The organism is Emcibacter sp. (assembly GCF_048269205.1).
Lineage (GTDB): Bacteria > Pseudomonadota > Alphaproteobacteria > Sphingomonadales > Emcibacteraceae > Emcibacter.
This window is the reverse complement of record NZ_JBLXJC010000002.1, coordinates 311,572-334,010: the sequence shown is the minus strand read 5'-3', so window position 1 is coordinate 334,010 and position 22,439 is coordinate 311,572. Positions and strand designations below refer to the sequence as shown.

The following is a 22,439-nucleotide window of genomic DNA, read 5'->3' as shown; positions in this document are numbered from 1 at the left end:
TACCAACAATGATCAGAATAATATTTTGCAGATCCAGTGGAAAAATACAGGATCGGGACTTTTTTTATTCACACTCGACGTTATATAAGGTAAACAAAGCCTGCAAACATTAACTGACTGAAACCGGATATGACACACGCGGAATACAGCACGCAACTGAATGAAAACGGAGATATTTTGTCCGTTGCTCAGGTGTGTCTGCCCACCGGTACTCTCTCCACCCTTCTTCTATCTCTTGGCCGACTAGCTCGCCCCTGAGCGCCTTTACCTGTTAAAAGCTGTAGGATCAGCAGGCGTTTAGGGGAGAAAAACAACTCTGTACGTATGGCAATTACGGACAGTTCTGTTATATTTCGAACCAGAAATTTGAAGGTTAAGACCAATGACGATAGACAAGAACCGCGTAGTAATTTTTGATACCACCTTGCGTGATGGCGAACAGTCGCCGGGGGCCTCTATGACATTGACGGAGAAAATCCGCGTGGCCGAGGCACTGGAAACGTTGGGTGTTGATGTAATTGAGGCGGGCTTTGCCATAGCTTCAAACGGCGATTTCGAATCCGTAAACGAAGTTGCCAAGCTGATGAAAGAAACCAGTGTCTGTTCACTGGCCCGGGCGTCCCACAAGGATATCGACCGGGCGTGGGAGGCATTGAAGCCGGCGGTACGCCCGCGCATTCATACATTCATTTCCACCAGCCCGCTGCATATGAAATACAAGCTGCAGATGGAGCCGGAGGAGGTGCTCGACGCCATAGCTGACAGCGTGGCTTATGCCCGCAACCTGTGTGAGGATGTGGAATGGTCCTGCGAGGATGGCACCCGGACGGAAGAAGATTTTCTGTATAAATCCATTGAAACGGCAATCCGGGCTGGCGCAACCACCATCAATGTGCCGGATACGGTGGGTTATACCACGCCCGATGAATACCGGCAGATGATCCAGAATATCATTACCAATGTTCCCAATAGCGACAAGGCGATCTTTTCCACTCATTGCCACAACGACCTGGGGCTGGCGGTAGCCAACAGTATCGCTGCGGTCCAGGGCGGGGCGCGTCAGATCGAATGTACGATCAACGGCATTGGCGAACGGGCAGGAAATGCCGCGCTGGAGGAAATTGTCATGGCCTTCCGCACCCGTCAGGATATGTTGCCCTACAGCACCGGGGTGGTGACGGAAAATATCACCAAGACGTCCCGGCTGGTGAGCAGTGTGACCGGTCTGGCAGTACAGAACAACAAGGCCATTGTGGGCGCAAATGCCTTTGCCCATGAGAGCGGCATACACCAGGACGGTATGCTGAAAAATGCCGAAACCTATGAAATCATGACTCCTGAAAGCGTCGGCCTCAAGGAATCCTCCCTGGTGATGGGCAAGCATTCCGGTCGCCATGCCTTCCGGGAAAAGCTGAAGGATCTCGGGTTTGAGCTGGGCGATAACGAATTCATGAACGCCTTTCAGCAGTTCAAGGATCTGGCTGACCGCAAGAAGACCGTCTATGACGAGGATATTATTTCCATTGTCGACAGCAACATGCAGGATAACGATCATATCAAGGTGATCGGCTGGAAATTCGTCTGTGAACAGGGTAAGGCCAACAGTGCGGATCTGGTGCTGGAAGTTGACGGCAAGGAAAAAACAGTCTTTTCCGAAGGCAACGGCCCGGTGGATGCGGCCTTCAAGGCTCTGCGCGCTGTGATCGGCGGTGAACCGCACCTGCAATTATATCAGGTTCATGCTGTGACCAGGGGCACCGACGCCCAGGCGGAAGTCACTGTGCGGCTGGAGGAAGACGGTAAAACAGTCAATGGCCATGCGGCCCACACGGATACTTTGGTGGCATCTGCACGGGCTTATGCCAATGCTTTGAACAAGCTGCTTACGAAACGTGAGAAGACAGCGCCGGAGAAAATGACCGCCTGAAATGAGGGTTCGAATATTTGCATTTTTTGAATACTGGCTGTTTACGGCCTCCTTGCCCAGGCAGGGGGGTCGTTTTTCACTTTTTATGGTGTTCCGCCTTACTTTGGGCATGAAATTATTGCAATGAAAACCATATGTTAATAGATAGACTTTATAAGCAGTTCAGTTATAGTTAACCGGTCTGGATTGGGCGCTTTAACCTGGTGCTTTTTCGCAGATCAAATCGTGCACGGGATAGGCTGAAATAGATGTTCGAAAAACTACTGGGGATGTTCTCCTCTGACATGGCAATTGATCTGGGTACCGCCAATACCCTCGTTTATGTAAAAGGCCGCGGTATTGTTCTTAATGAACCTTCTGTGGTGGCTCTTAAGAATGAAGGCGGCATCAAACATGTGCTGGCCGTGGGTGAGGAGGCCAAAATGATGCTTGGCCGCACACCCGGTAATATCGAGGCAATCCGTCCTCTTCGGGACGGCGTGATTGCAGACTTTGAAGTGGCGGAAGCCATGATCAAGGATTTCATCCGCAAGGTGCATAACCGCAGCATGATGGCCAATCCCCAGATCGTGATCTGTGTACCGTCAGGCTCCACTCCTGTGGAACGCAAGGCGATCCGTGACAGTGCCCTGGAAGCCGGCGCACGGCGCGTTTTCCTGATTGAAGAGCCCATGGCGGCTGCCATCGGCGCCGGCCTGCCGGTGACCGAACCGACCGGTTCCATGATCGTGGATATCGGGGGCGGCACCAGTGAAGTGGCCGTGCTGTCCCTTGGTGGCATCGTCTATGCGTCCTCTGTTCGCGTCGGTGGCGACAAGATGGACGAGGCGATTATCGCCTATATTCGCCGTAACCATAACCTGCTGATCGGGGAAAGCAGCGCTGAACGTATCAAAAAGGAAATCGGGACCGCCGCACCGCCGGAAGATGGTGTTGGCAAAACCATGGAAATCAAGGGACGCGACCTGATGAACGGCGTGCCCAAGGAAATCGTTATCGACCAGTTGCAGATTTCCGAGGCCCTGGCCGAGCCGGTTGGTGCCATTGTGGAAGGGGTGAAATACGCTCTTGAGCAGACCCCGCCCGAACTGGCTGCAGATATTGTGGACAAGGGTATCGTCCTGACCGGTGGCGGTGCGCTGCTGCGTGATCTGGACAAGGTTCTTCGCAAGGCAACGGGTCTTCCGGTATTCGTGGCTGAAGAACCGCTCACCTGTGTGGCGCTCGGCACCGGCCGTTCACTTGAGGACGAAATCCTCAAACATGTGCTGAGTGACTCCTACTGAGGGGTCATGATATCAATACAGTGAGGCAGGGGACCGGAAAATGAAGGGGTTTGGACAGAGATTCTCGGCCATCTTCTTCATCCTTTTGTCCTTTGCCCTGCTGGTCTTCGGACGAAACGACAATGGTGCTGTGGATGCCGGTCGTGCCGTCGTCTTCAACAGCTTTTCCGCCGTTCTTGATGTGCTTTCAAAGCCGCTGGACGCGGCGGACGATTTTGTCAGCTGGACGCAGAAACTGGCGCTGGTCTATTCGGACAACGAACGTCTCCGTCAGGAAAATACGAAGTTGCGTCAGGACCAGCATATTGCCTCACAGCTTGTTGTCGACAATCAGCGGCTTTCCAGTTTGCTGAATATCCGCCAGGGTACGGTGAATACCGTTGCCGCCTCAAGGGTGGTATCCGACAGCGGCAGTCCCTTTTTCAAGAGCGTCCTGATCAACAGCGGCTCCAAAGACGGTATCCGCAAGGGCATGGCCGTGGTTAACGAAGAGGGAATTGTCGGTCGTATCGTCAATGTGGGGGCTTCTTCGGCGCGGGTATTGCTGATTACCGACCTGAACAGCCGGGTACCCGTCAAAATCGCTTCCAGCGGTATCAACGTCATTCTGGAAGGGGATAACAGTGGTAAACCGTTGCTCAATTTTCTGCCGCTTGGGGCGGAGGTCGAGGTCGGGGATGTGGTATTGACCAGTGGATTTGCCAAGGTCTTTCCGCCGGATATGCCGGTCGGCCGTGTCGTCGAGGTTAATGGCACAAATGGCATTCGCGTCGCCCTTGCCACCAATTTGTACCGGCTCAACTATGTCAGTGTACTGGCCTATGATATCGCACCTACACCGGAAACCGATACGGCGAAGGGCAAACAGACTGTAGAGCAACCGGCAGAGGGCAAAAACTGATGGCACTTCTGGAAAAAAAGAATGAGATAGGTTTCCGGGGGCTGATGCCGTTCTTGCTCAGCCTGTTGCTGGCGATCATTACGGTGTTGCCCTACAAGATTCCCTATTTCGGCAATCTGATGCCCTTCCTGACCCTGATCGCGGTCTATTACTGGACTGTTGTCCGGCCCGAGCTCCTCCCGGTGAGTGCGGTCTTTATAATCGGGCTTTTGCAGGATATACTGGGGGGCGGGCCGTTGGGCATGATGGCGCTGCTTCTTTTGCTTGTCCGACAGTTTGTGCTGCTTCAGGGAAGAAACTTTCTCGAACGTGACTTTTTGTTTAACTGGCTGATTTTTGTCATCATTTCCCTGGTATTCGGGTTCAGCAGCTGGGCGGTGGCGTCCATATATTACAAGACCGTCCTGAATTACTGGCATGCCGTTGGCCAGAGTTTGCTGACAATTGCCATGTTCCCGGTCATTACCTGGGGGTTTGGCAAGGTTCGGAAACGGCTCAAGGGCGATAAAAGGTAAATATTTTGTCCCAGTCAGACGATGTCAAATATAAAACCTATACCCGCCGGGCAAGCATAATTGCCGGGGGAATGATGGTTTTGTCCTCGGCGCTGATCGGACGTATGTACTATTTGCAGGTAGTGGGACGAAGCCAGTATGAACTGCTGGCTGATGAGAACCGTATCAGCCTGCGCCTGTTGTCACCGGAACGGGGCCAGATCCTCGATCGTTATGGGGAGCTTCTGGCTGGTAACAGGGTGGACTACCGGATTAACCTGATACCGGAGCAGTCCGAAAATGTGGAAGAAACACTGACCGTTCTGTCGGAACTGGTATCGCTATCGGCCAGGGAACAGAAACGTATACTGAAAGCCATCAAGAGACAGCGTTCCTTCCTGCCGGTTGCCGTGGCGCAAAACCTGGACTGGGAGACCTTTGCCCACGTTAATGTGAATATTCCCGACCTGCCCGGCATCCAGCCGGATATAGGCACCACACGCTATTATCCACAGAAGGAGTATCTGGCTCATCTGGTGGGATATGTGGGCGCGGTCAGTGAAAAGGATCTGCGTCGGTCCGATGATCCCCTGCTGGAACTGCCTGGTTTCAAAATCGGCAAGGACGGTATGGAGAGGGAGCTTGAGCAGCGCTTGCGCGGCGAGGGCGGCAACAGCCGGGTAGAGGTCAATGCGCTGGGACGGGTGATCCGGGAGTTGTCCCGCCAGGACAGTGTGCCGGGCGACGACATACGCCTGACTATCGACCTTGGCCTTCAGAAATTTGCCGCCGAAAGGGTGCGTGACCAGAGCGCCGCCATTGTGGTGATGGATATCCATAACGGGGATCTTCTGGCCATGGCGTCAACGCCGGCGTTTGATCCCAACGATTTCAATCTGGGGATCAGCCAGAAAAAATGGGATGCATTGAACCGTGATATCCGTACCCCACTGATCAACAAGGCGATTTCCGGCATGTATCCTCCGGGCTCCACCTTCAAGATGATCGTGGCCCTGGCGGCGCTGGAAGCAGGTGTTATCGACGATATCGAGGAAATTCACTGCAACGGAAAATATGAACTTGGCAATCATACGTTCCACTGTTGGAAAAAATACGGCCACGGGGATGTTAACCTGGAAGACGCCATTGCCGGTTCCTGCGATGTCTTTTTTTACGAGGTGGCTGGCCGTGTCGGCATCGACAAGATAAAGGAAGTTGCACACAGATTTGGCCTTGGTCAAAAATTTGATATCGGGATTCCAGGTGAAGTTGAGGGACTGATCCCCAGCAAGGGCTGGAAACAGGCAACCCAGGGAGTGAGCTGGCAGGGCGGGGACACAGCCAATGCCGGGATTGGGCAGGGATATGTTCTTTCCACTCCCCTTCAGCTTGCTGTTATGACCTCGCGACTGGTGAATGGCGGCTATGCGGTTGAGCCGAGAATTATTCTTCCTTCCGGCGAAGAGACGCCGGTACAGCCCCAAAAGATCGCCGTTTCCCAATCCCACCTGCGGCTGGTGCAGAAAGGCATGTCCGCTGTTGTCAATGAACCCAAGGGTACGGCTCATTACTATATCAAACACGGCAAGAGCTATTCCATGGGCGGGAAGACGGGAACCAGCCAGGTACGCCGGATCAGCAAGGCTGAACGGGACACCGGCATCCGGAAATATGGCGATAAGCCCTGGATTGAGCGGGAACACGCCTTGTTTGTAGGATATGGGCCTGTGGAGGCTCCCCGGTATGTTGTCTCAGTCCTTGTGGAACATGGTGGTGGTGGTGCCTCGACGGCTTCTCCCATCGCGGCGGATGTCATGCGTTACGTCCAGGAAAAATACAAGAAGGATGACATGCTTAAGAAGGGGGAGAGGCAGGCCTGATGACAGCTCTTTCCCGAAATACACGCCGGGGCAGAAGATCGGTTTTTCAGAAGGTTTCTGAAATCAACTGGCTGATTGTTGCTGTGGTCGTGGCCATTGGCTGTACCGGCCTCGCTCTTCTCTATTCCGTCGCCGGCGGCAGCTTTGAGCCCTGGGCCAAAAGTCAGTTGATCAGGTTTCTGATCGGTCTGGCTTGCATGCTTGTTATTGCCCTGGTTGATCTCAGGATATGGATGTTCCTGGCTTATCCGCTTTATTTTCTGTCGCTTCTGCTGCTTGTGGCGGTGGAATTCGTGGGGCATACCGGGATGGGAGCCCAGCGCTGGCTCAATATCGGCTTTATGAATCTGCAGCCCTCCGAATTCATGAAAATCGCCCTTGTGATGGCTTTGGCACGCTATTTTCATTGTTTGTCCAACGAGGACCAGTCCACGTACAAAAGCCTTCTGATGCCGGTGATACTGATCGTCATGCCGGCATTCTTTGTGCTTCGCCAGCCGGATTTGGGAACCACCCTGCTGATTGCTTTCGGCGGCATTGCCATTCTGTTTGCGGCCGGGGTCAGAATGTGGATTTTTATCGCTGGACTGATTGCCACCATTCCCGCCGCAATCAGCGCCTGGAATTTTCTCAAGCCCTACCAGAAAGAAAGGGTGCTGACCTTTCTTGATCCGGAGCGGGACCCGCTTGGCGCAGGCTATCATATTATTCAGTCCAAGATTGCCTTTGGGTCGGGCGGCCTTTACGGCAAGGGTTTTGTACAGGGAACACAGAGCCAGCTCAATTTTCTGCCTGAAAAGCAGACTGACTTTATTTTTACTGTCCTGTCCGAGGAATTCGGCCTGATCGGCGGGCTGGGGCTTCTGTTTCTATATCTGACATTGCTGGCTTATGCCATCCTGGTCAGCATGAGCGTCAGAAGTCAGTTCGGCCGACTGCTCGCACTCGGTATGTCGGTGACATTTTTCCTCTATGTCTTCATCAATATCGCCATGGTCATGGGCATGCTGCCGGTCGTGGGGGTTCCGTTGCCGCTGGTCTCCTACGGCGGTTCGGCCATGCTTACCCTTCTGATCGGTCTTGGTTTCGTTCTGTGCGTCGCTCTGCACAAGGATACCATGATTTCCCGCGGTGGCGCTTTCGCCTGATTCGTCTAGCTGGAGATAGTCCTCTAGTCTCAATGAATTAGTCCGCATTAGGCATTGCTTGTTAACTTTTTATTAACTATTATGCAGGCGCTTTCGGCGGAGGCGTTACGGGCAGAATAACAAAACCCGAAAGTATTATTTTTACCGGGGAATATATCATGACTATCAACCAGCTTGAGATTACCGAGTCAGAGTTTCAGAATTCCTTGCGATTTCGCATAAAACGCACGCGGATCGCCAGAGAATTCTGGAAGGCTTTCCTGCTTGGAGCAGCACTTTGTCTCGTGACAATTCTTTTTTCGCTGTAATTCCGGCGTCATAAACCTAGAACCGCATAACCTCCTGATGCCTGAAGCAGGAGGTTATGTGGTCATTGACCATACCGACGGCCTGCATAAAGGCATAGCAGATTGTCGGGCCGCAGAAACCGAAGCCCATCTTTTTAAGCGCCTTGCTCATATTTTCTGATTCTGTTGTGACCGCCGGGACCTGGGAATTTTCCTCCCAGGCATTGTACAGCGGTTTACCACCGGTGAAGCTCCAGAGCAGTTCGCTGAAGCCGCCTTCCTTTTCAGCCTCGATATCCAGATAGAGCCGGGCGTTTTTGATGGTGGACAGCACCTTCTGCCGGTTTCGAATGATGCCGGGATCATTCATCAGACGTTCGATATCAGTTTCACCGTAAGCGGCGATTTTTTCGGGATCAAAATTGTCAAAGGCCTTGAGGAAGCTTTCCCGGCGCCGCAGAATGGTGATCCAGCTGAGGCCGGCCTGAAAACCGTCGAGGATCAGCTTCTCAAACAACGCTTGGGAATCATAAACCGGCACACCCCATTCTTCGTCATGATAGGCGCAATAGAGCGGGTCATCCCCCGGCCAGCGGCATCTTTTCACTTCAGACATTTTTTTCTTCCAGCTTCATCCAGTCGGGTTTCCAGGGGACGATCGTGGCATTGCCGCAGCGATAGCTCTTGCCGAATGTAATCTTCTCCAGTTTGAGGTAGGCGATGGCCTGGTCTTCTAGGCCGGAACGCAAGATGCCGATTTCCAGGCCGTCTTCGTTCTGCACAGGGGTATCCGGGGCGGGCAAGGGGCCCTCGACATTTACAGGTACAAATCTGCGGCGGATGACAGCCCGGTGTTTGGTCCGGGCGGTAATTTCCTGGCCCACATAGCAGCCTTTGTCAAAATCAACCCCGTTCAGTTCTTCCATATTTCCCTCAAGCGCCAGGGATTTGTCGACAATGAATTCCTGTGCTCCTTCGGCGATGCCAAGTCCAAGGCGTTTCCTGTCATATTCCGACTTGCCAGGGGAAAGACAGCCCTCGGGAAGGTCCGTGACAATGGCGCGGTATCCCAGTTCCGGCAGGCGCGGATCGGCGCAGCAGACCAAGGCGCTGTCCAGCGGCCGGTCCAGGGACAACAGCGTGAGCCTGTCAGCCTCGTCAGTAATCTCCACCTCCGAGCGCAGGCGGTACATCATCAGTTTCCGGTAGAGGTCATCTGCCCGTTCCTTTTCGCATTCCAGATAAATTATGTCGCCGGACTTATAGAGAAAGAAGTCAAAAAGATATTTGCCCTGTGGGGTCAGGAGGGCCGTGTATAGAACGCCGCCGTCCGTTATCCTGTTCACGTCTTTTGTCACCAGGCCCTGCAGGAAATTCAGCCTGTCAGGTCCGCTAAGGGAAAATATCTTCCTGTTTTCAAGATGGTAGATGGGATTGTTCATATCCGGTTGTTTGTTCTTTAATTAGGTTTTCCAGGATCGCGCCGATCTGGCGGCCGGCCCGGCCGTCGCCAAAAGGTGCCTTCGCATTGCACATGTCAATATAATGATCCCGATCGCGGATTAACATGGAAAGTTCGGAAAATATTTTCTCCGGGTCATGTCCGGCCAGTCTCAGGCAGCCGCTTTGGACCCCTTCCTGGCGCTCGGTTTTTTCCCGGATCACGATGACCGGCACATCGAGGGCAGGGGCTTCTTCCTGGATGCCGCCGGAATCGGACAGGATGGCGAAGGCGTTTTTCATCAGGGGAACAAAGTCCGGATAGTCCATGGGCGGCAGCAGTTGAATATTGCCTGCCGGCTGCAGGATATGATGCAGGAGGTTGCGAACCGCCGGGCTGGGATGCAGGGCAATCCGGAAATCGAAGTCGTCATGGGCGCGGGCGAATTTTGCAAACGCTGTCGCAATGGCGGCCAGTCGTTCTCCCTGGACTTCCCGCCGGTGCAGGGTGATGAGGATATAGGGGCGTCTGGCGGACTTGGTTTCTAGGGGCTCCTTTTGCTGTCGGCTTACTTCAAGCAATGCGTCAATGGAGGTGTTGCCGGTGATATGGATTTGGCTGCGGGGAATATTTTCCTTTAGCAGGTTTGTGCGATTATTGCGGGTCGGGCAGAAGTGCCATTTGGCCAGGCGGCTGATCAGTTGCCGGTAGAGTTCTTCGGGGAAGGGGGAGAGCAGGTCATGGGTTCTGAGGCCCGCTTCCACATGGGCGATCGGGATATTCCAGTGTGCTGCCGTCATGGCGGCACAAAGGCTGCTGGCTGTGTCGCCCTGGACCACAACAAGCCGGGGGGCAAGCTGTTGCAGGATTTTCGCCAATTGCGCGGAAAGACCCTTGATCAGACCCAGCTGACTGCCGTCACCCGGGTTGCGTTCAAGAATGAAATCGGGCGCTATATTCAGGGCACGGGGCAGGTCCCGGACCAGACTGTCATGCTGACCGGTCAGGCACAGGTAGGGCCTGAACGAGGGCCTGGTGCACAGGTCGCGATAAACGGGGGCAAGTTTGATCAGTTCCGGTCTTGTCCCCGCACACAGCAGAACCCGGTGATGTTCCTGCATGGGCCGGTCCGGTAAAAAATTAGGTAAATTTCAGGAGGGATTCTCAAAGAATGCCTTGTCGGTTCCCCCCAATGCTATTATTCACTTAAGATACTGAAACTCGACAGGAGTCGTGCCGGAGCTGGCATGATCGGGGCCAGTATAACCGAGCTTAAAGGATTTTTCCAGTGACCATAGACCTTCTGATCCGCAATGCTGTTCTGGTTTCTCACAATGGGATCGAGCCGGCGGACGTGGCCGTTCGGGATGGTATCACTGTGGCGATCGGTCATCTCGGGAATGTGGAAGCGAAAGAGGTGTTGAACGCCAAGGGACTTCATCTGTTCCCCGGTGTCATTGACACCCAGGTGCATTTTCGCGAACCCGGCGCGGAACAGAAGGAAGACTTGGAAAGTGGCAGCCATGCGGCCGTCATGGGCGGGGTCACGGGTGTTTTTGAAATGCCAAATACCAAACCCGGCACCACCACTCTGGACGCGCTGAAAGATAAAATCGGTCGGGCGACAAATCGCATGTGGTGTGATTTTGCCTTTTACGTGGGAGCGACGGCGAACAATACTTCGCGCCTCGCAACCCTTGAGAAGCAGCCGGGCTGCGCCGGTATCAAGATATTTATGGGCTCTTCCACCGGCGATTTGCTGGTGGCGGATGACCAGTCTCTGGAAAAGGTGCTGTCCAGCGGTTTTCGCCGTATCGCCATTCATGCGGAAGATGAGGACCGGCTGATCGAACGACAGAAATTGTCAGAGACGGGCGGCGTTTCCCAGCATCCGGTCTGGCGTGACGAGGAAACGGCAATCCGGGCGACGGAACGCATCCTGCGCATTGCCCGCAAGACCGGCAGGCGCATTCATGTACTGCATGTCACCACCGAAGATGAAATGGCCATTCTGGCGGCCAATAAGGATATCGCCACGGTGGAGGCGACACCGCAGCATCTTACGCTGTCCGCCCCGGAGTGTTACGAAGAACTCGGCACCTATGCACAGATGAATCCTCCGATCCGCGATGAACGTCACCGTCAGGGGCTGTGGAAAGCGCTGAGTGTGGGGATTGTGGATGTGATCGGTTCCGACCACGCCCCCCATGAAAAGGAAATGAAGGCGCAGGACTATCCGAAGAGCCCCTCAGGCATGCCCGGGGTACAGACCCTGGTGCCGCTTCTGCTGGACCATGTGAACAAGGGAAATTTGTCGCTGGAACGCTTCATGGACCTGACCAGCGCCGGTCCGTCCCGAATTTTCAATATTGCTGGCAAAGGGCGGCTTGCCGTGGGTTATGATGCGGATTTTACCGTCGTCGACCTCAGGAAAAAATGGATTATCGAGGAAGACTGGCTGCAGAGCAAATGCGGCTGGAGCCCCTTTACAGGCCGCCATCTCGTCGGCCAGCCGGTCGGCACCTTTGTTCGCGGCAACAAGGTCATGTGGGAAGGCTCCCTGGCCGAGGAAGCCAAAGGACAACCGATCCGGTTCCAGGAAACGCTTGGCAGCTAGTCTGAACCGCTAAATCTTTTCGAAAATTACGGACAGATTATTGGCGGGCATATCTACCGTGCGCAGAAGGGAGAGACCGTTCTTTTCCGCTTCCGCTACCACGTCTTCCAGATTACGCACACCCCATGCCGGATTGCGTTCTTTCAGGCTCCTGTCGAAAGCTTCATTGCTGGGGGCGGTATGCTCTCCTTTTTCCTTGTAGGGGCCGTAGAGATACAGAATGCCGCCTTTGGGCAGTATGCGCCCGGCCCCCCTCATCAGGCATTCGCAGGCCTTCCAGGGTGCAATATGGATCATGTTGATACAGACGATAGAGCTGATCGGTTCTGCCGGCGGGGTGGTCTCCACCGGCCAGGGCTCCCGGCAGACATCGAGGTTGATGGGCGGCAGGATATTGTTCAACTGCACATCCCACCACCAGCTCTGAATACTGCCGCGGCAAGTTGGGTCGGGATCGCTGGGCTGCCACATGATCGGGGAGAGGGCGTCCGTAAAATAGATGGCGTGTTCACCGCTGCCGCTGGCGATTTCGAGCACGGTGCCTTGACGTGGCAATGTCACTTTCAGGACATCCAGTATGTGATCGCGGTTTCGGGCCGCAGCTGGCGACGCAAGCTTTTCTTTGACCGTGTTCATTCATATTCCCCTTACGCCTGCAAGGGTATATCAGGCAAAAATTTCTAAAAAATTAATTTTCGTTTACACTTGAGGCCTCGCTCTTGCCGGTGTTCCCGGGGATGGGGAATGTTTCCGCGCCTTCCGGCAGGCTTTCCAGATAAACTGACTGACTGGGAAAGGCAAAACTGGAACCGTTTTGCTCGACAATTGTCTTTATCTCATAGGCCAGGCGCTCTTTGATTTCCAGCCATTCACCCCAGTTTGTCGTCCGGGTGAAACAATAAAGCATCAGATCGATGGAGCTGTCGTTGAAGCTGTCCACATTGACAAAGGTGGAAACCTCTTCGGGGCTGGCGAAATCATCGTTTCCGCTCACATAGTCGAAAATCTGTTGCCGGATATTCTTGAGTTGATCCACGGTTGTGCCGTAAACCAGAGCGATTTTCCAGTAGATGCGACGATGGGTCATGCGGGAGAAGTTTGTCACCGCATTGTCGGAAAGTTTGGAATTGGGGACATAAACCGGGGCCTTGTCGAAGCGGCGGATCATGGTCGTCCTGAAACCTATGCTTTCCACTGTGCCTTCCACAACATCGTCGATCTTGACCCAGTCACCTGGTTGAAAACGCTGTTCACCGATAATGAACAGGCCGGCGATCAGGTTTTTGAAAAGGTCCTGGGCGCCAAGGGCGACAGCAACGCCAAACAGGCCAAGCCCGGCAATCAGCGGGGCCACTTCGATCCCCCATGTTTCCAGGATCGCGGCAATGCCGAGGAAGATGACGAGGCCCTTCAGCGCCTTGACCATCCATTCCACCATGCTGATTGAAAAGACGGTGCGCAGCCGGCGAACGGTAAAGCTTAGCGGCGTGATCATCATAAACAGGGCCCAGAAGATGTTGAATGTAATCAGCGACCTGTTCAGCATCAGGGCCCCTTTCTCCAGCATCCCGTTCAATTCCAGAAGTTCGGTCGCCATGAAAATACCGAATACAATGGGGATGAAGCGCAAGGGGCCATCCAGGGCCTCGATGATTTCGTCGTCCACGTCGCTTTCGGTGCGACGGGACAGTCTTTCCAGCCAGTTGATGACAAATCTGCTGAACAGGCCTCTCACGACAAAGGATAGGAAAAGGACCAGCAATGCCAGAATGATCTGGCTCACATCGACGCCGTAAACCCCCTTTTGCCAGACTTCGACGACCAGATTGATGAAATTGTCGAGAGATTCCTTGTTCATACTGCTATTTCGCCCCGCCGGATTCAGATTCGATTGCTCTGGATGTTATTTTAATTCCCCATGCCAGGGAAAAGACGCCGCCGAGATAAAGGATGGTCCATCTGAGAAACAGAACCGGTTCGGGCAGCAGTATTTTTCTATCAGGCCCGAGCAGAAAATCAACACCGGAGAAGATTTCACCGTATTTATGAATTTCGCTTTCCAGGCCCAGGTTGAGGCAGAACCAGGTCAGGGACAGGGCAGCAATGGTGATTAATGTCTTTGGCAGGAGATTAAATTTCAGCCTGACCAAAAGGATCACATTGAGGCAAAGGATTATCAGGAGCAGATAGAGGAACAGGCTCCACAGGCCGTCTTCACGGATCAGCTCATTGAGGTTGTCCGTCGTCGACCAGTCAAAGGAAATGAACTTGGCCAGCAGGAAAAACGGCAGGCAGTAGAGGCCGAACTCCAGAACCGTCAAAAGGAGCAGCTTGATTCTGTTGCGCCGGTCATGAATGGCGAATTTTTCCGATACATCAAAGCCCATATGGAAAATGGCCAGCCAGGATGTGAGCGGGAAAAACAGGGCTATAAAACGAACAATCTGTTCCATCTGACTGACAAGGCCCGGTGCCTTGAGGGTGGAAAACAGCCAGACGCCGAAGTCTCCCCAGGCGCCTCGTAGCATGACATCCCGGTTCAGGGTCTGGGCGCCCATGATGTCCATGAGGCTGTCTTCGGTCACACTGATTTTCAGGAGTAGCAGGTTGATCAGCAGGGCCGCCGCCACAAGGGCCGGAAAGACAAGATATTGTTTTTTGCCGATGCCGAGGCTGAAGCGGCCGATCAGCGGCACAGCCATGCCAAACCAGAGGACTGACAGGGCGAAGGGGAAAATGGTGATCAGGTAACCATCCAGCAGAAACAGTTCTTTCACGTTGTAGGGAATGCCCGGCAGTTCAAGAACCAGAGAAATGGCGGCCGTCAGCAGAAGGGTGGTCAGGAACACCTTGATCAGCAGCGGCCGTACCCCTTGCGGGGTGGCTTTGACGGGGTGGGGGACAGCAATGTCGGTGTGTTCGGCCTCTTCCGTAATGCCATCCCTGTTCGGGGCCGCGTCCGGCACCGTTTGATGCAGGATGCGGTAATACCACAGCATCAGGAGGGCAATCAGTGGATTGGTGATTTCCGCATAGTGATGAGGATTGAAGACCTGTAGAAATTCGCTGCCGCCGGTTAGCACAAGCAGTAAAACCCCGCATTTGCGATAGCTGAAATGCAGGTCCCGCATCAGCACCACAAGGGCGCCATAAAGATAGAGGCGTGCCGACAGGGTGGCCAGATTGGACAGTATGTCACCGGCCAGGAAGCCAACAAAGGGGATCATCATGAATCCCCGGCCCACCGACAGGCCATAGTCCAGAGGGGTGAGGTCTTTGTACAGCAGGCCGCCGACAATCAGCCAGGCCAGAATTTTTTCCGGTTTCGCCGTATTTCTGAGGCCGATATACCAGATCAGAATGGCCGCCGGTCCAGCCAGAAGCTCTTCAAGCGACAGATAGTTTCGTGTGATGAAAATTCGTATCCCGAGGGACAAAAAAAACATAAGCGGCAGGCTGTGGTTTTTCAGGACCGGCCGATCGAACAGATTGCGGGCAAAATGGGCAAACAAAAGCCAGACCGTGAAATAGAGCAGGACGTAGTCAATCCTGATGGATTGTGCAAAAAAGATCGGTTTCAGGCTGTTTTTAATTTCCTGCAGATCTATGGTCGGCACAAAGGGAGCAAACAGAAAAATAGCAAAGAGCAGCAGCAAGCTGGCCGGCATGATCTTCCTGGCTTCCAGATGCACCTCGGGAATGTGCTTCCTGCCCAGCCCGAAAGCCCACAGACCAAGAAAAATTCCCAGCATGTTCCATAAAACATCCGTCAGTTCCGGCACGCGCCGCGGAATCATAATTTGCAGGAATTGCAGACCGGCAGCCAGAACGAAACCGCCGAGGATCAGCCAGAGTCTTGCAGCCCGCCGGTTGGTTTTTTTCCTGCAGAGGGCTTCACCAAAGAAACCGAAGGGCAGAAACAGAGCGATATTTCCAAGGATGTCACCAAGGCTGCCGAACCTGTTCCAGGTCGCAAACAGGGCATCTATACCGGTGCCGGTCCAGCGGCCGAAATCAAAACCGAACGGAAAAACGGAGCCGTAAATGATGGCCAGAACGAAAAACAGGAAAATATTGCGCACGACCCTGGATATCCCCTTACCTGTGTCCGTCTTCGGGACTTATTGCAGCCATTTCCTGATCTTATACAGGAGATTGTCGAAAAAGTCAGATATCTCTAAGTCCTGATCGGATTCTCCGGAAATATTTTCCAGTTGATTGTTTTCCAGAACCGGGGACGTCATGCTGTGGTTACGCAACAGTATCCGGTTGCCGCCGTCCGCCCGGGCGACAATGTTTTTGAGGGTCAGGCTGTTGCCTTCCTGCTTCCTGTTCTCTGCGCCGTAGCTGATCAGGGCGTTGTTTTCGCTCGCCTTTCCCTTGATCAAGGTGCAACTTTCCACCAGGGCGTCGCCACCGTTGGGCAAATCGATCAGATAGCTTGCTGAAAAGTCATTGGTGTCGGAAATGACGCATTGCCGGATGATATTCTTTTTTGCCCTGCTTTTCACATTGTGGCCGGTGCGGGCGCCATAGACGACACTGTCTTCCATCAGAAATTCCGCAATGGTCCCCACATAGATATTGTGGGACAGTTTTCCGGTCGTGTAGTAGTCCTGGGTATTGTTGTAAACTTCCGAATCCCGGATGATCAGTTTCGCCTCTTTCTTGTTGCTCGTCAGAATTCCCATCTCATTGTCATGGACTTTCAGCTTTTCAAGGATGAGCAGGCCACCCTGGTGACGGATGGCGGCGCCGTTACGGTCCGGGACCTGCGCACCCGAAAGCTCCAGGTTGCGGATGGTCACATTGTCACCGTTGATCACCCAGATGGCCTTGCGGTTCTTGATCTTTTCGGGTGCTGTAATACGGGGCGCCTGACCGAGGCCGATAATTTTCAGGTTGTTCCGGGAAATGATGGCTTCATCACCGTTGTAGAGGCCTTCATCAATGAAAATCACGTCATCGTCCTCTGCAATTTTCAATGCTGCGGACGGCGTTTTATAGTCGCGGGACGGTCCAACATGCAAAATGGCGGCATGAGCCGCCGCGGCGCCCGCCAGCATCAGCCAGCAGGTGGCGCTAACCAGTTTCAAGGCGCGGTATCGGATTTTGGGTTGCATGGTTTCTCCCCTGCCGTTTGCCAACCACTTGTCCGGTGAACCCCGGGAGTCTCTTTTACACTGGTTTGGGGGCTTTTACACTGGTTTTTGGGCTCGCAACCAAGTAAAATCTGCATATTAGTTGTTCCATTTAAGTACCCTGGTTGTGTGCGTCTCAGTCAAAAAATATAAGGAGCCCGGCATGGGAGAGGGAACATACAAGACAGATATGATTATTATCGGTGCGGGTCCTGTGGGGCTGTTCGCGGTGTTCGAGGCCGGTCTTCTGGGGATGAAGTGCCATCTGATTGACAACCTTGACCGGCCGGGCGGGCAATGTACCGAACTCTATCCGGAAAAGCCGATTTATGACATTCCCTCGCGCCCGCGGGTCACAGGGCAGGAACTCATTGACAATCTAATTGAACAAAGCAGCCCGTTTGAACCGGTTTTTCATTTCAATCAACAGGCCTCTTCTCTGGACAGGCTGGACAACGGGCACTGGCGTATCACCACAAACCAGGGGGTTGAGGTTACGGCACCGGTAGTGGTTGTGGCTGGCGGGGCAGGAAGTTTTGTGCCGAAAAAGCCGCCTTACAAGGACCTGCAGGTTTATGAGGAGCTGTCCATACGCTATGCGGTTCATAAAATGGAACATTTCAGGGGGGAGCGCCTGGTTATTGTAGGCGGTGGTGATTCCGCCCTCGACTGGACAATGAATTTGCAGCCGCTGGCGCAGAAAATCACTCTCGTACACCGGCGGCCGGAATTCAGGGGATCGCCGGATTCTGCTCTCCGGGTCCGGCAACTGGCAGAGGAGGGACTGATTGATCTTATGATCGGGGAGGTCTGTGCCCTTGACGGGATAAACGGGCAACTGGAAAGGGTAACAATCCGGAAAAAGGACGGCGGGGAAGTCCAGGTCTCCTGCGATTATCTGCTTCCTTTCCTGGGGCTCAAGATCAGTCTCGGTCCCATTGCGGACTGGGGGCTTAACCTGGCCAGGAACAATGTGGAGGTTGATCCGTCCACCTTCATGACCGCGACGGATGGTATTTTTGCCGTGGGGGATGTCTGTGTCTATCCCGGGAAGCTGAAGCTTATCCTGACTGGTTTTTATGAAGCAGCGGTAATGGCGCACGCGGCATTCAAATATGCCTATCCCGATCAGAAAATAGCCGGCGGCTATACGACAACCAATTCTGTCCTGCAAGACAGGCTGGGCGTCAGGTAAAAGTCTCTCGGAAATCACCCGGAAATGCTTTGCAGGTTGGGAAAGCTTGTATATTTTATTGCCTGGCGGTTTGTTTGGCGGTACCGGGGCATTCATCCCGGATTAAGAGATGCCGCTGTAAAAGGGTTGTATGGGAATTCTAAAAACAGGCAGAATAACGGTTCTTATTCTTGTTCTGGCACTGTCCGGTTCGGGGCTATGCCATGCGTTTGCGCCTGTTTCTGTTGCCCTGGCCCAGAATGCCATCATCCAGACCGTTCCTTCCCAGAGACGCCAACCCAGTGTCATGCAGCGCATGAAACCCACAAGCAAGCGGGAGACAGCGCCTTTTTCAGGACATGACCGGGTGCAGCAGGCCGTGCGTAATGGCGAAATCGTGTCTCTGAGCCGTATCCGCAGGACTGTCAAACAGTCCTACCCGGGCCGGATCGTGGATGTGCAGCTTCTGGAACTGAACAACAGGAATGTTCCCTATCTTTATGTTGTCAAGGTACTGACCGAAGACGGCCGCCTGCTGGACGTGACACTCAATGCCAGGGATGCGACCGTTTTGCGTGTTCAGGGGAGAAACAAGAAATGAGATTGCTGCTGGTTGAAGACGATAAAGACCTGTCCCGCCAGATGAAAGCCATTCTGGAAGACGGCGGCTATGCCGTTGATACCTCGTTTGACGGGGAGGATGGTCACTTTCTGGGAGAAACAGAAAGTTACGATGCCATTATTCTCGATCTCGGCCTTCCGGTGATCGATGGTCTGAGCGTTCTCAGGAAATGGCGCAACCATGGGGTTGAGACACCGGTTCTGGTCTTGACCGCGCGGGATGAATGGTCCGAGAAAGTGGCCGGACTTGATGCCGGCGCCGATGATTATGTGACCAAGCCTTTCAAGGTCGAAGAAGTTCTGGCCCGGGTTCGCGCCTTGATCCGCCGGGCTGCCGGCAAGGCTTCGCCAGAACTTTCCTGCGGTACGGTGACACTGAATACGAGCACCAGCCGGGTGACAGTGGGTGGCTCCCCGGTCAAGCTGACGGCGCAGGAATACAAGCTTCTCAGCTATATGATGCACCATCCGGAAAAGGTCATATCCAGGACGGAACTTACCGAACATATTTATGATCAGGATTTCGACCGGGACTCCAACACTATTGAGGTCTTTGTCACCCGCATCCGGAAGAAACTGGGGGTGAATATTCTGAAAACCATCCGGGGCATGGGCTATCAGCTCGTCGAACCGGAGGATGAACAGGTCAACGAGGAGTAGGGGACAATAGGACTTTTTTCCGCGCAACACCGACAAAACAAGTCGCTGTGGTTCCGGTTGCTGGTGGTTTCCGCAGTCTGGACGGTTCTTGTCCTGTTGATTGGCGGCTATGTGCTCTCGCTCACCTTCCGGGGGATCATCGAACAGAATCTGGACGAACGTCTCAGCGGCGTCATGGACAGTCTGATCGGGATCAGCGGCATCGAGTTCGAGGAAGACCTGAATCTTTACCGGGCCCTGTCCGAACCCCGCTTCGAGCAACCTTATTCCGGCTGGTACTGGCAGATTTCCGCCAAGGATTCCGATCCCTACAGGTCACGATCCCTGTGGGACGAAAGCCTGTCTCCCGACCTTGACAGGGAAGCTTCAAGCCCGGTTTTCTATGATCTCACCGGCCCGGAGGGACAGTCCCTGCGCGCCCTGGACCGGGATATTACCATTGCAGGTTCCGATACGGTGTTTCGCTATACTGTGGCCATCAATAAACATGAGCTGGAGGCCCAGTCAGCGCAGTTTGACAATATCCTGTTCTGGTCGCTGGGGATACTGGGCAGCGGCCTGATCGCGGCCTCGTTGCTGCAACTGTTTTTCGGTCTGCAGCCCCTGCGCAAGGTGCGGGACTCCCTGAGCCGTATCCGGCGGGGGACTGACAACCGGTTGCCGGATGATTTTCCGTCGGAAATCCAGCCCATGGCCGACGAGTTGAACGCGCTGCTGGATCATAACGACGAGGTGATAGAGCGCTCCCGAACCCAGGTAGGCAATCTGGCTCACGCCTTGAAAACGCCGTTGGCTATTCTTCTGAACGAGGCGAGTTTGCAGAAAACGGGCAATTTTTCCGAAGTGGTGGTCAGGCAGGTCAATGCCATGCGCCGGCATGTGGATCATTATCTTCATCGCGCCCGGGCAGCGGCCAGTGCAAAGGTTATCAGCAGCCGGACGGAAGTGATGCCGGTGCTGAGGGATCTCTGCCGGGCCATGGGAGTGATTTACCGCGACAAGGAGTTTGACGTGCAGGTCGGGGAGGCGGAGGAGCCTCTTGTCTTCAGGGGAGAGCGGCAGGATCTGGAGGAGATCCTCGGCAATATTCTGGAAAATGCCGGGAAATGGGCAAGGAAGAAAATTGTCGTCCGTTGTGCACGCCATCAGGATACCCTTGATCTGGAGATCGCAGATGACGGTCCGGGTATTGATCCTGCGGAAAGGGACGCCGCCTTTATGCGCGGTGGCAGACTGGACGAAGAAAAGCCCGGCACCGGTCTGGGACTTTCAATTGTCCGGGACCTGGTGGACCTTTATGGCGGGGAGATCATTCTGGAAGAAAATCGGGCAGGGGAAAAGGCCGGTGGCGACGCGGGATTGCGTGTGAAAATTAGTTTGCCGGCCGCTGTTTTCTGATTTTCAGTGTCCGTTCATGGGCCGTTCAGTTTCACAGCACTATATTTACTTCAAGACAACGAAGCTGTGAATAAAAGCGAAAGTTTATTTCTGGCTACGACGTATCAAGAGTTATGAACCGGTAAATACCGGTTTCCGAGTTAGACGGTCCCGGGACCTTATGTAGCAAAATCCCCTCCCCCACATCTTGTGCATGATGCACTCCGGGGCCGTCTGAACCTTCATTTCATTTCAATGTAATGTTTTTGCCGATACAGATCACTGACAGCGCCAGGATCAGCCAGCCTGCCATCAGGAATGTGCCTCCGATGGGGATCAGGAAGGACAGGCTATAGGGATCGTTGAAGGCCCGGACATAAAGATTTCCACTGAACAGTATGATCCCTATCAGGAAAAACAGGGCGCTGATCCGGGGGATTATATCTTTGCAGGGGGATTGTTTCAGGGAAAAAAGGCTCAAGCCCAGCAGGGCGAGGCTGTGCCACATGTGATATTGGCTGGCGAGACTGAAGAGAGCAGAGCCCCCTTCAATCATTCTGGATGAAAAAATATGGCTCCCGGCGGCGCCCAGCAGTACGGCAAAAAAGCCGTTCAGGGCTGAAATAACGAAAAAGAGCCGCCAGAAAATCATAATGTGGTCTAGTTGACGCGGATCAGTTCAACGGTAAAGATCAGGTCTTCATTCGGGCCGATCACGCCACCGGCGCCCTGGGGGCCATAAGCCAGATCGGAAGGAATGAAGAATTTGTATTTTCCGCCTTCTTTCATCAGCTGCAGGCCTTCGGTCCAGCCCCGGATAACCCGGTTCAGGGGAAAGCTGGCCGGTGTGCCCCGATCATAGGAGCTGTCGAATTTGGTGCCGTCTGTAAGCGTGCCTTCGTAGTGCACGGTCACTGTATCCGTGGCGGCGGGGCTTTTGCCGGTTCCTTCCAGCAGAACCTTGTATTGCAGGCCGCTTGCGGTGACGCTTACTCCCGGTTTGTCTTTGTTTTCTTCAAGAAAGCTTTTTGACTCTGACACGTTGTCTTCCTTTGTCTCTTTTGACGAAGCCTGGTCACCGGACTCCTCGCCACTCTCGGAACAGCCTGTGATGACTGCGGCTAACATAAAAACCGTGATCAGTTTGAAAGCTGTTGAAAGTGCTGATTTGAGGCTCGATGGCATCCCTTAACTCCATAATTTATGCAATTTTGTTAAAACCCGCTTTCTATAGCGCAAAAGATTGGCATATCCAAGGCGTAATGTTGAAAGATGTGGGAAGGGGAATGTAACCGTTACATGGATTTTGCGACTTGAGACGCCACATTGATGACACTATCTGATGGCTCGATAGCCGGATAGAAAACAAGGCATGCCTATTATATCATTTCATGTAACAGTTATATTGTTGTTCGGTTACAGTTATATGATATATGTAGAATTGTGATTTTAGGCCGCTTTTCTGAAGAGATTCCAGGGAACATA

20 protein-coding genes are annotated in these 22,439 nt (G+C 53.7%); 11 read left to right on the top strand and 9 right to left on the bottom strand.

What is annotated here, in order from left to right; translation table 11 throughout:
• Positions 1 to 382: 382 nt before the first annotated feature.
• The 6 genes from ACN0YD_RS10335 (at position 383) to rodA (ending at position 7,636) form a co-directional block, all read left to right on the top strand.
• Complete coding sequence (locus ACN0YD_RS10335; RefSeq protein WP_417319471.1) at positions 383 to 1,927, top strand: 2-isopropylmalate synthase; 1,545 nt, start codon at positions 383 to 385, stop codon at positions 1,925 to 1,927.
• A gap of 248 nt (positions 1,928 to 2,175) precedes the next feature.
• The gene (locus ACN0YD_RS10330; RefSeq protein ID WP_139941891.1) at positions 2,176 to 3,213 is read left to right on the top strand and encodes a rod shape-determining protein; all 1,038 of its coding nucleotides are present in this window, start codon (positions 2,176 to 2,178) and stop codon (positions 3,211 to 3,213) included.
• 40 nt (positions 3,214 to 3,253) lie between these two features.
• Positions 3,254 to 4,114 carry a rod shape-determining protein MreC gene (gene mreC / locus ACN0YD_RS10325; protein ID WP_417319469.1) on the top strand — a complete coding sequence of 287 codons (861 nt, stop codon included), beginning with the start codon at positions 3,254 to 3,256 and terminating at the stop codon, positions 4,112 to 4,114.
• The gene (gene mreD / locus ACN0YD_RS10320; RefSeq protein WP_417319468.1) at positions 4,114 to 4,629 is read left to right on the top strand and encodes a rod shape-determining protein MreD; all 516 of its coding nucleotides are present in this window, start codon (positions 4,114 to 4,116) and stop codon (positions 4,627 to 4,629) included. Before mreC ends, mreD begins: the two co-directional genes overlap by 1 nt.
• Positions 4,630 to 4,634: 5 nt before the next feature.
• Positions 4,635 to 6,488 (top strand): penicillin-binding protein 2, encoded by a 1,854-nt coding sequence (gene mrdA, locus ACN0YD_RS10315; protein ID WP_417319466.1) that lies wholly within the window; start codon positions 4,635 to 4,637, stop codon positions 6,486 to 6,488.
• Positions 6,488 to 7,636 carry a rod shape-determining protein RodA gene (rodA, locus tag ACN0YD_RS10310; protein WP_417319464.1) on the top strand — a complete coding sequence of 383 codons (1,149 nt, stop codon included), beginning with the start codon at positions 6,488 to 6,490 and terminating at the stop codon, positions 7,634 to 7,636. Before mrdA ends, rodA begins: the two co-directional genes overlap by 1 nt.
• 324 nt (positions 7,637 to 7,960) lie before the next feature.
• Here rodA and ACN0YD_RS10305 read toward each other — a convergent pair whose 3' ends face one another.
• Genes ACN0YD_RS10305 through wecB form a run of 3 tightly spaced genes read right to left on the bottom strand, consistent with a single transcriptional unit; the run spans position 7,961 to position 10,485 of the window.
• Positions 7,961 to 8,539: a DNA-3-methyladenine glycosylase I gene (locus ACN0YD_RS10305; protein WP_417319462.1), complete on the bottom strand. Its 579-nt coding sequence runs from the start codon at positions 8,537 to 8,539 to the stop codon at positions 7,961 to 7,963.
• Entirely contained in the window at positions 8,532 to 9,365 is an 834-nt protein-coding gene (locus tag ACN0YD_RS10300; protein ID WP_417319460.1) for a YgfZ/GcvT domain-containing protein, read from the bottom strand. Before ACN0YD_RS10300 ends, ACN0YD_RS10305 begins: the two co-directional genes overlap by 8 nt.
• Positions 9,340 to 10,485 carry a non-hydrolyzing UDP-N-acetylglucosamine 2-epimerase gene (gene wecB, locus ACN0YD_RS10295; protein ID WP_417319458.1) on the bottom strand — a complete coding sequence of 382 codons (1,146 nt, stop codon included), beginning with the start codon at positions 10,483 to 10,485 and terminating at the stop codon, positions 9,340 to 9,342. The genes ACN0YD_RS10300 and wecB overlap by 26 nt, the downstream gene beginning before the upstream one ends.
• A 167-nt stretch (positions 10,486 to 10,652) precedes the next feature.
• Between wecB and ACN0YD_RS10290 the strand changes: the two genes are divergently transcribed.
• Positions 10,653 to 11,981 carry a dihydroorotase gene (locus tag ACN0YD_RS10290; protein ID WP_417319456.1) on the top strand — a complete coding sequence of 443 codons (1,329 nt, stop codon included), beginning with the start codon at positions 10,653 to 10,655 and terminating at the stop codon, positions 11,979 to 11,981.
• A gap of 9 nt (positions 11,982 to 11,990) precedes the next feature.
• On the opposite strand, the gene ACN0YD_RS10285 is transcribed toward ACN0YD_RS10290, so the two are convergent.
• From ACN0YD_RS10285 to ACN0YD_RS10270, 4 genes are read right to left on the bottom strand one after another with little or no spacing between them, the layout of a single operon-like run.
• Entirely contained in the window at positions 11,991 to 12,617 is a 627-nt protein-coding gene (locus ACN0YD_RS10285; protein ID WP_417319454.1) for a DUF938 domain-containing protein, read from the bottom strand.
• Positions 12,618 to 12,669: 52 nt separating this feature from the next.
• Positions 12,670 to 13,839, bottom strand: coding sequence for a mechanosensitive ion channel family protein (locus ACN0YD_RS10280; protein ID WP_417319452.1), 1,170 nt, complete (start codon positions 13,837 to 13,839; stop codon positions 12,670 to 12,672).
• Positions 13,840 to 13,843: 4 nt separating this feature from the next.
• Positions 13,844 to 16,063 (bottom strand): VanZ family protein, encoded by a 2,220-nt coding sequence (locus tag ACN0YD_RS10275; RefSeq protein ID WP_417319450.1) that lies wholly within the window; start codon positions 16,061 to 16,063, stop codon positions 13,844 to 13,846.
• Between the two features lie 39 nt (positions 16,064 to 16,102).
• Positions 16,103 to 17,104, bottom strand: coding sequence for a right-handed parallel beta-helix repeat-containing protein (locus ACN0YD_RS10270; RefSeq protein WP_417319448.1), 1,002 nt, complete (start codon positions 17,102 to 17,104; stop codon positions 16,103 to 16,105).
• A gap of 181 nt (positions 17,105 to 17,285) precedes the next feature.
• On the opposite strand from ACN0YD_RS10270, the gene ACN0YD_RS10265 reads away from it, so the two are divergent.
• From ACN0YD_RS10265 to ACN0YD_RS10250, 4 genes are all read left to right on the top strand, one after another.
• Positions 17,286 to 18,317: an NAD(P)/FAD-dependent oxidoreductase gene (locus ACN0YD_RS10265; RefSeq protein WP_417319446.1), complete on the top strand. Its 1,032-nt coding sequence runs from the start codon at positions 17,286 to 17,288 to the stop codon at positions 18,315 to 18,317.
• A 130-nt stretch (positions 18,318 to 18,447) separates the two neighbouring features.
• On the top strand, positions 18,448 to 18,897 hold the full coding sequence (locus ACN0YD_RS10260) for a PepSY domain-containing protein (protein WP_417319444.1): 450 nt from the start codon (positions 18,448 to 18,450) through the stop codon (positions 18,895 to 18,897).
• On the top strand, positions 18,894 to 19,577 hold the full coding sequence (locus tag ACN0YD_RS10255; RefSeq protein WP_417319442.1) for a response regulator transcription factor: 684 nt from the start codon (positions 18,894 to 18,896) through the stop codon (positions 19,575 to 19,577). Before ACN0YD_RS10260 ends, ACN0YD_RS10255 begins: the two co-directional genes overlap by 4 nt.
• Positions 19,578 to 19,640: 63 nt before the next feature.
• Entirely contained in the window at positions 19,641 to 20,975 is a 1,335-nt protein-coding gene (locus ACN0YD_RS10250; protein WP_417320207.1) for an ATP-binding protein, read from the top strand.
• A gap of 226 nt (positions 20,976 to 21,201) precedes the next feature.
• On the opposite strand, the gene ACN0YD_RS10245 is transcribed toward ACN0YD_RS10250, so the two are convergent.
• Positions 21,202 to 21,606: a DUF423 domain-containing protein gene (locus ACN0YD_RS10245; protein WP_417319441.1), complete on the bottom strand. Its 405-nt coding sequence runs from the start codon at positions 21,604 to 21,606 to the stop codon at positions 21,202 to 21,204.
• Between the two features lie 8 nt (positions 21,607 to 21,614).
• Complete coding sequence (locus tag ACN0YD_RS10240; RefSeq protein WP_417320205.1) at positions 21,615 to 22,082, bottom strand: FKBP-type peptidyl-prolyl cis-trans isomerase; 468 nt, start codon at positions 22,080 to 22,082, stop codon at positions 21,615 to 21,617.
• Positions 22,083 to 22,439 lie beyond the last annotated feature (357 nt).

What these genes read in the sequence shown, in the direction of transcription:
- ACN0YD_RS10270 (WP_417319448.1), bottom strand. Translation starts at nt 17,104, where the DNA reads ATGCAACCCAAAATCCGATACCGCGCCTTGAAACTGGTTAGCGCCACC.
- ACN0YD_RS10280 (WP_417319452.1), bottom strand. Translation starts at nt 13,839, where the DNA reads ATGAACAAGGAATCTCTCGACAATTTCATCAATCTGGTCGTCGAAGTC.
- ACN0YD_RS10330 (WP_139941891.1), top strand. Translation starts at nt 2,176, where the DNA reads ATGTTCGAAAAACTACTGGGGATGTTCTCCTCTGACATGGCAATTGAT.
- ACN0YD_RS10335 (WP_417319471.1), top strand. Translation starts at nt 383, where the DNA reads ATGACGATAGACAAGAACCGCGTAGTAATTTTTGATACCACCTTGCGT.
- ACN0YD_RS10240 (WP_417320205.1), bottom strand. Translation starts at nt 22,082, where the DNA reads ATGTTAGCCGCAGTCATCACAGGCTGTTCCGAGAGTGGCGAGGAGTCC.
- ACN0YD_RS10245 (WP_417319441.1), bottom strand. Translation starts at nt 21,606, where the DNA reads ATGATTTTCTGGCGGCTCTTTTTCGTTATTTCAGCCCTGAACGGCTTT.
- mreD (WP_417319468.1), top strand. Translation starts at nt 4,114, where the DNA reads ATGGCACTTCTGGAAAAAAAGAATGAGATAGGTTTCCGGGGGCTGATG.
- ACN0YD_RS10285 (WP_417319454.1), bottom strand. Translation starts at nt 12,617, where the DNA reads ATGAACACGGTCAAAGAAAAGCTTGCGTCGCCAGCTGCGGCCCGAAAC.
- ACN0YD_RS10305 (WP_417319462.1), bottom strand. Translation starts at nt 8,539, where the DNA reads ATGTCTGAAGTGAAAAGATGCCGCTGGCCGGGGGATGACCCGCTCTAT.
- ACN0YD_RS10260 (WP_417319444.1), top strand. Translation starts at nt 18,448, where the DNA reads ATGGGAATTCTAAAAACAGGCAGAATAACGGTTCTTATTCTTGTTCTG.
- ACN0YD_RS10265 (WP_417319446.1), top strand. Translation starts at nt 17,286, where the DNA reads ATGGGAGAGGGAACATACAAGACAGATATGATTATTATCGGTGCGGGT.
- ACN0YD_RS10255 (WP_417319442.1), top strand. Translation starts at nt 18,894, where the DNA reads ATGAGATTGCTGCTGGTTGAAGACGATAAAGACCTGTCCCGCCAGATG.
- ACN0YD_RS10300 (WP_417319460.1), bottom strand. Translation starts at nt 9,365, where the DNA reads ATGAACAATCCCATCTACCATCTTGAAAACAGGAAGATATTTTCCCTT.
- wecB (WP_417319458.1), bottom strand. Translation starts at nt 10,485, where the DNA reads ATGCAGGAACATCACCGGGTTCTGCTGTGTGCGGGGACAAGACCGGAA.
- mreC (WP_417319469.1), top strand. Translation starts at nt 3,254, where the DNA reads ATGAAGGGGTTTGGACAGAGATTCTCGGCCATCTTCTTCATCCTTTTG.
- rodA (WP_417319464.1), top strand. Translation starts at nt 6,488, where the DNA reads ATGACAGCTCTTTCCCGAAATACACGCCGGGGCAGAAGATCGGTTTTT.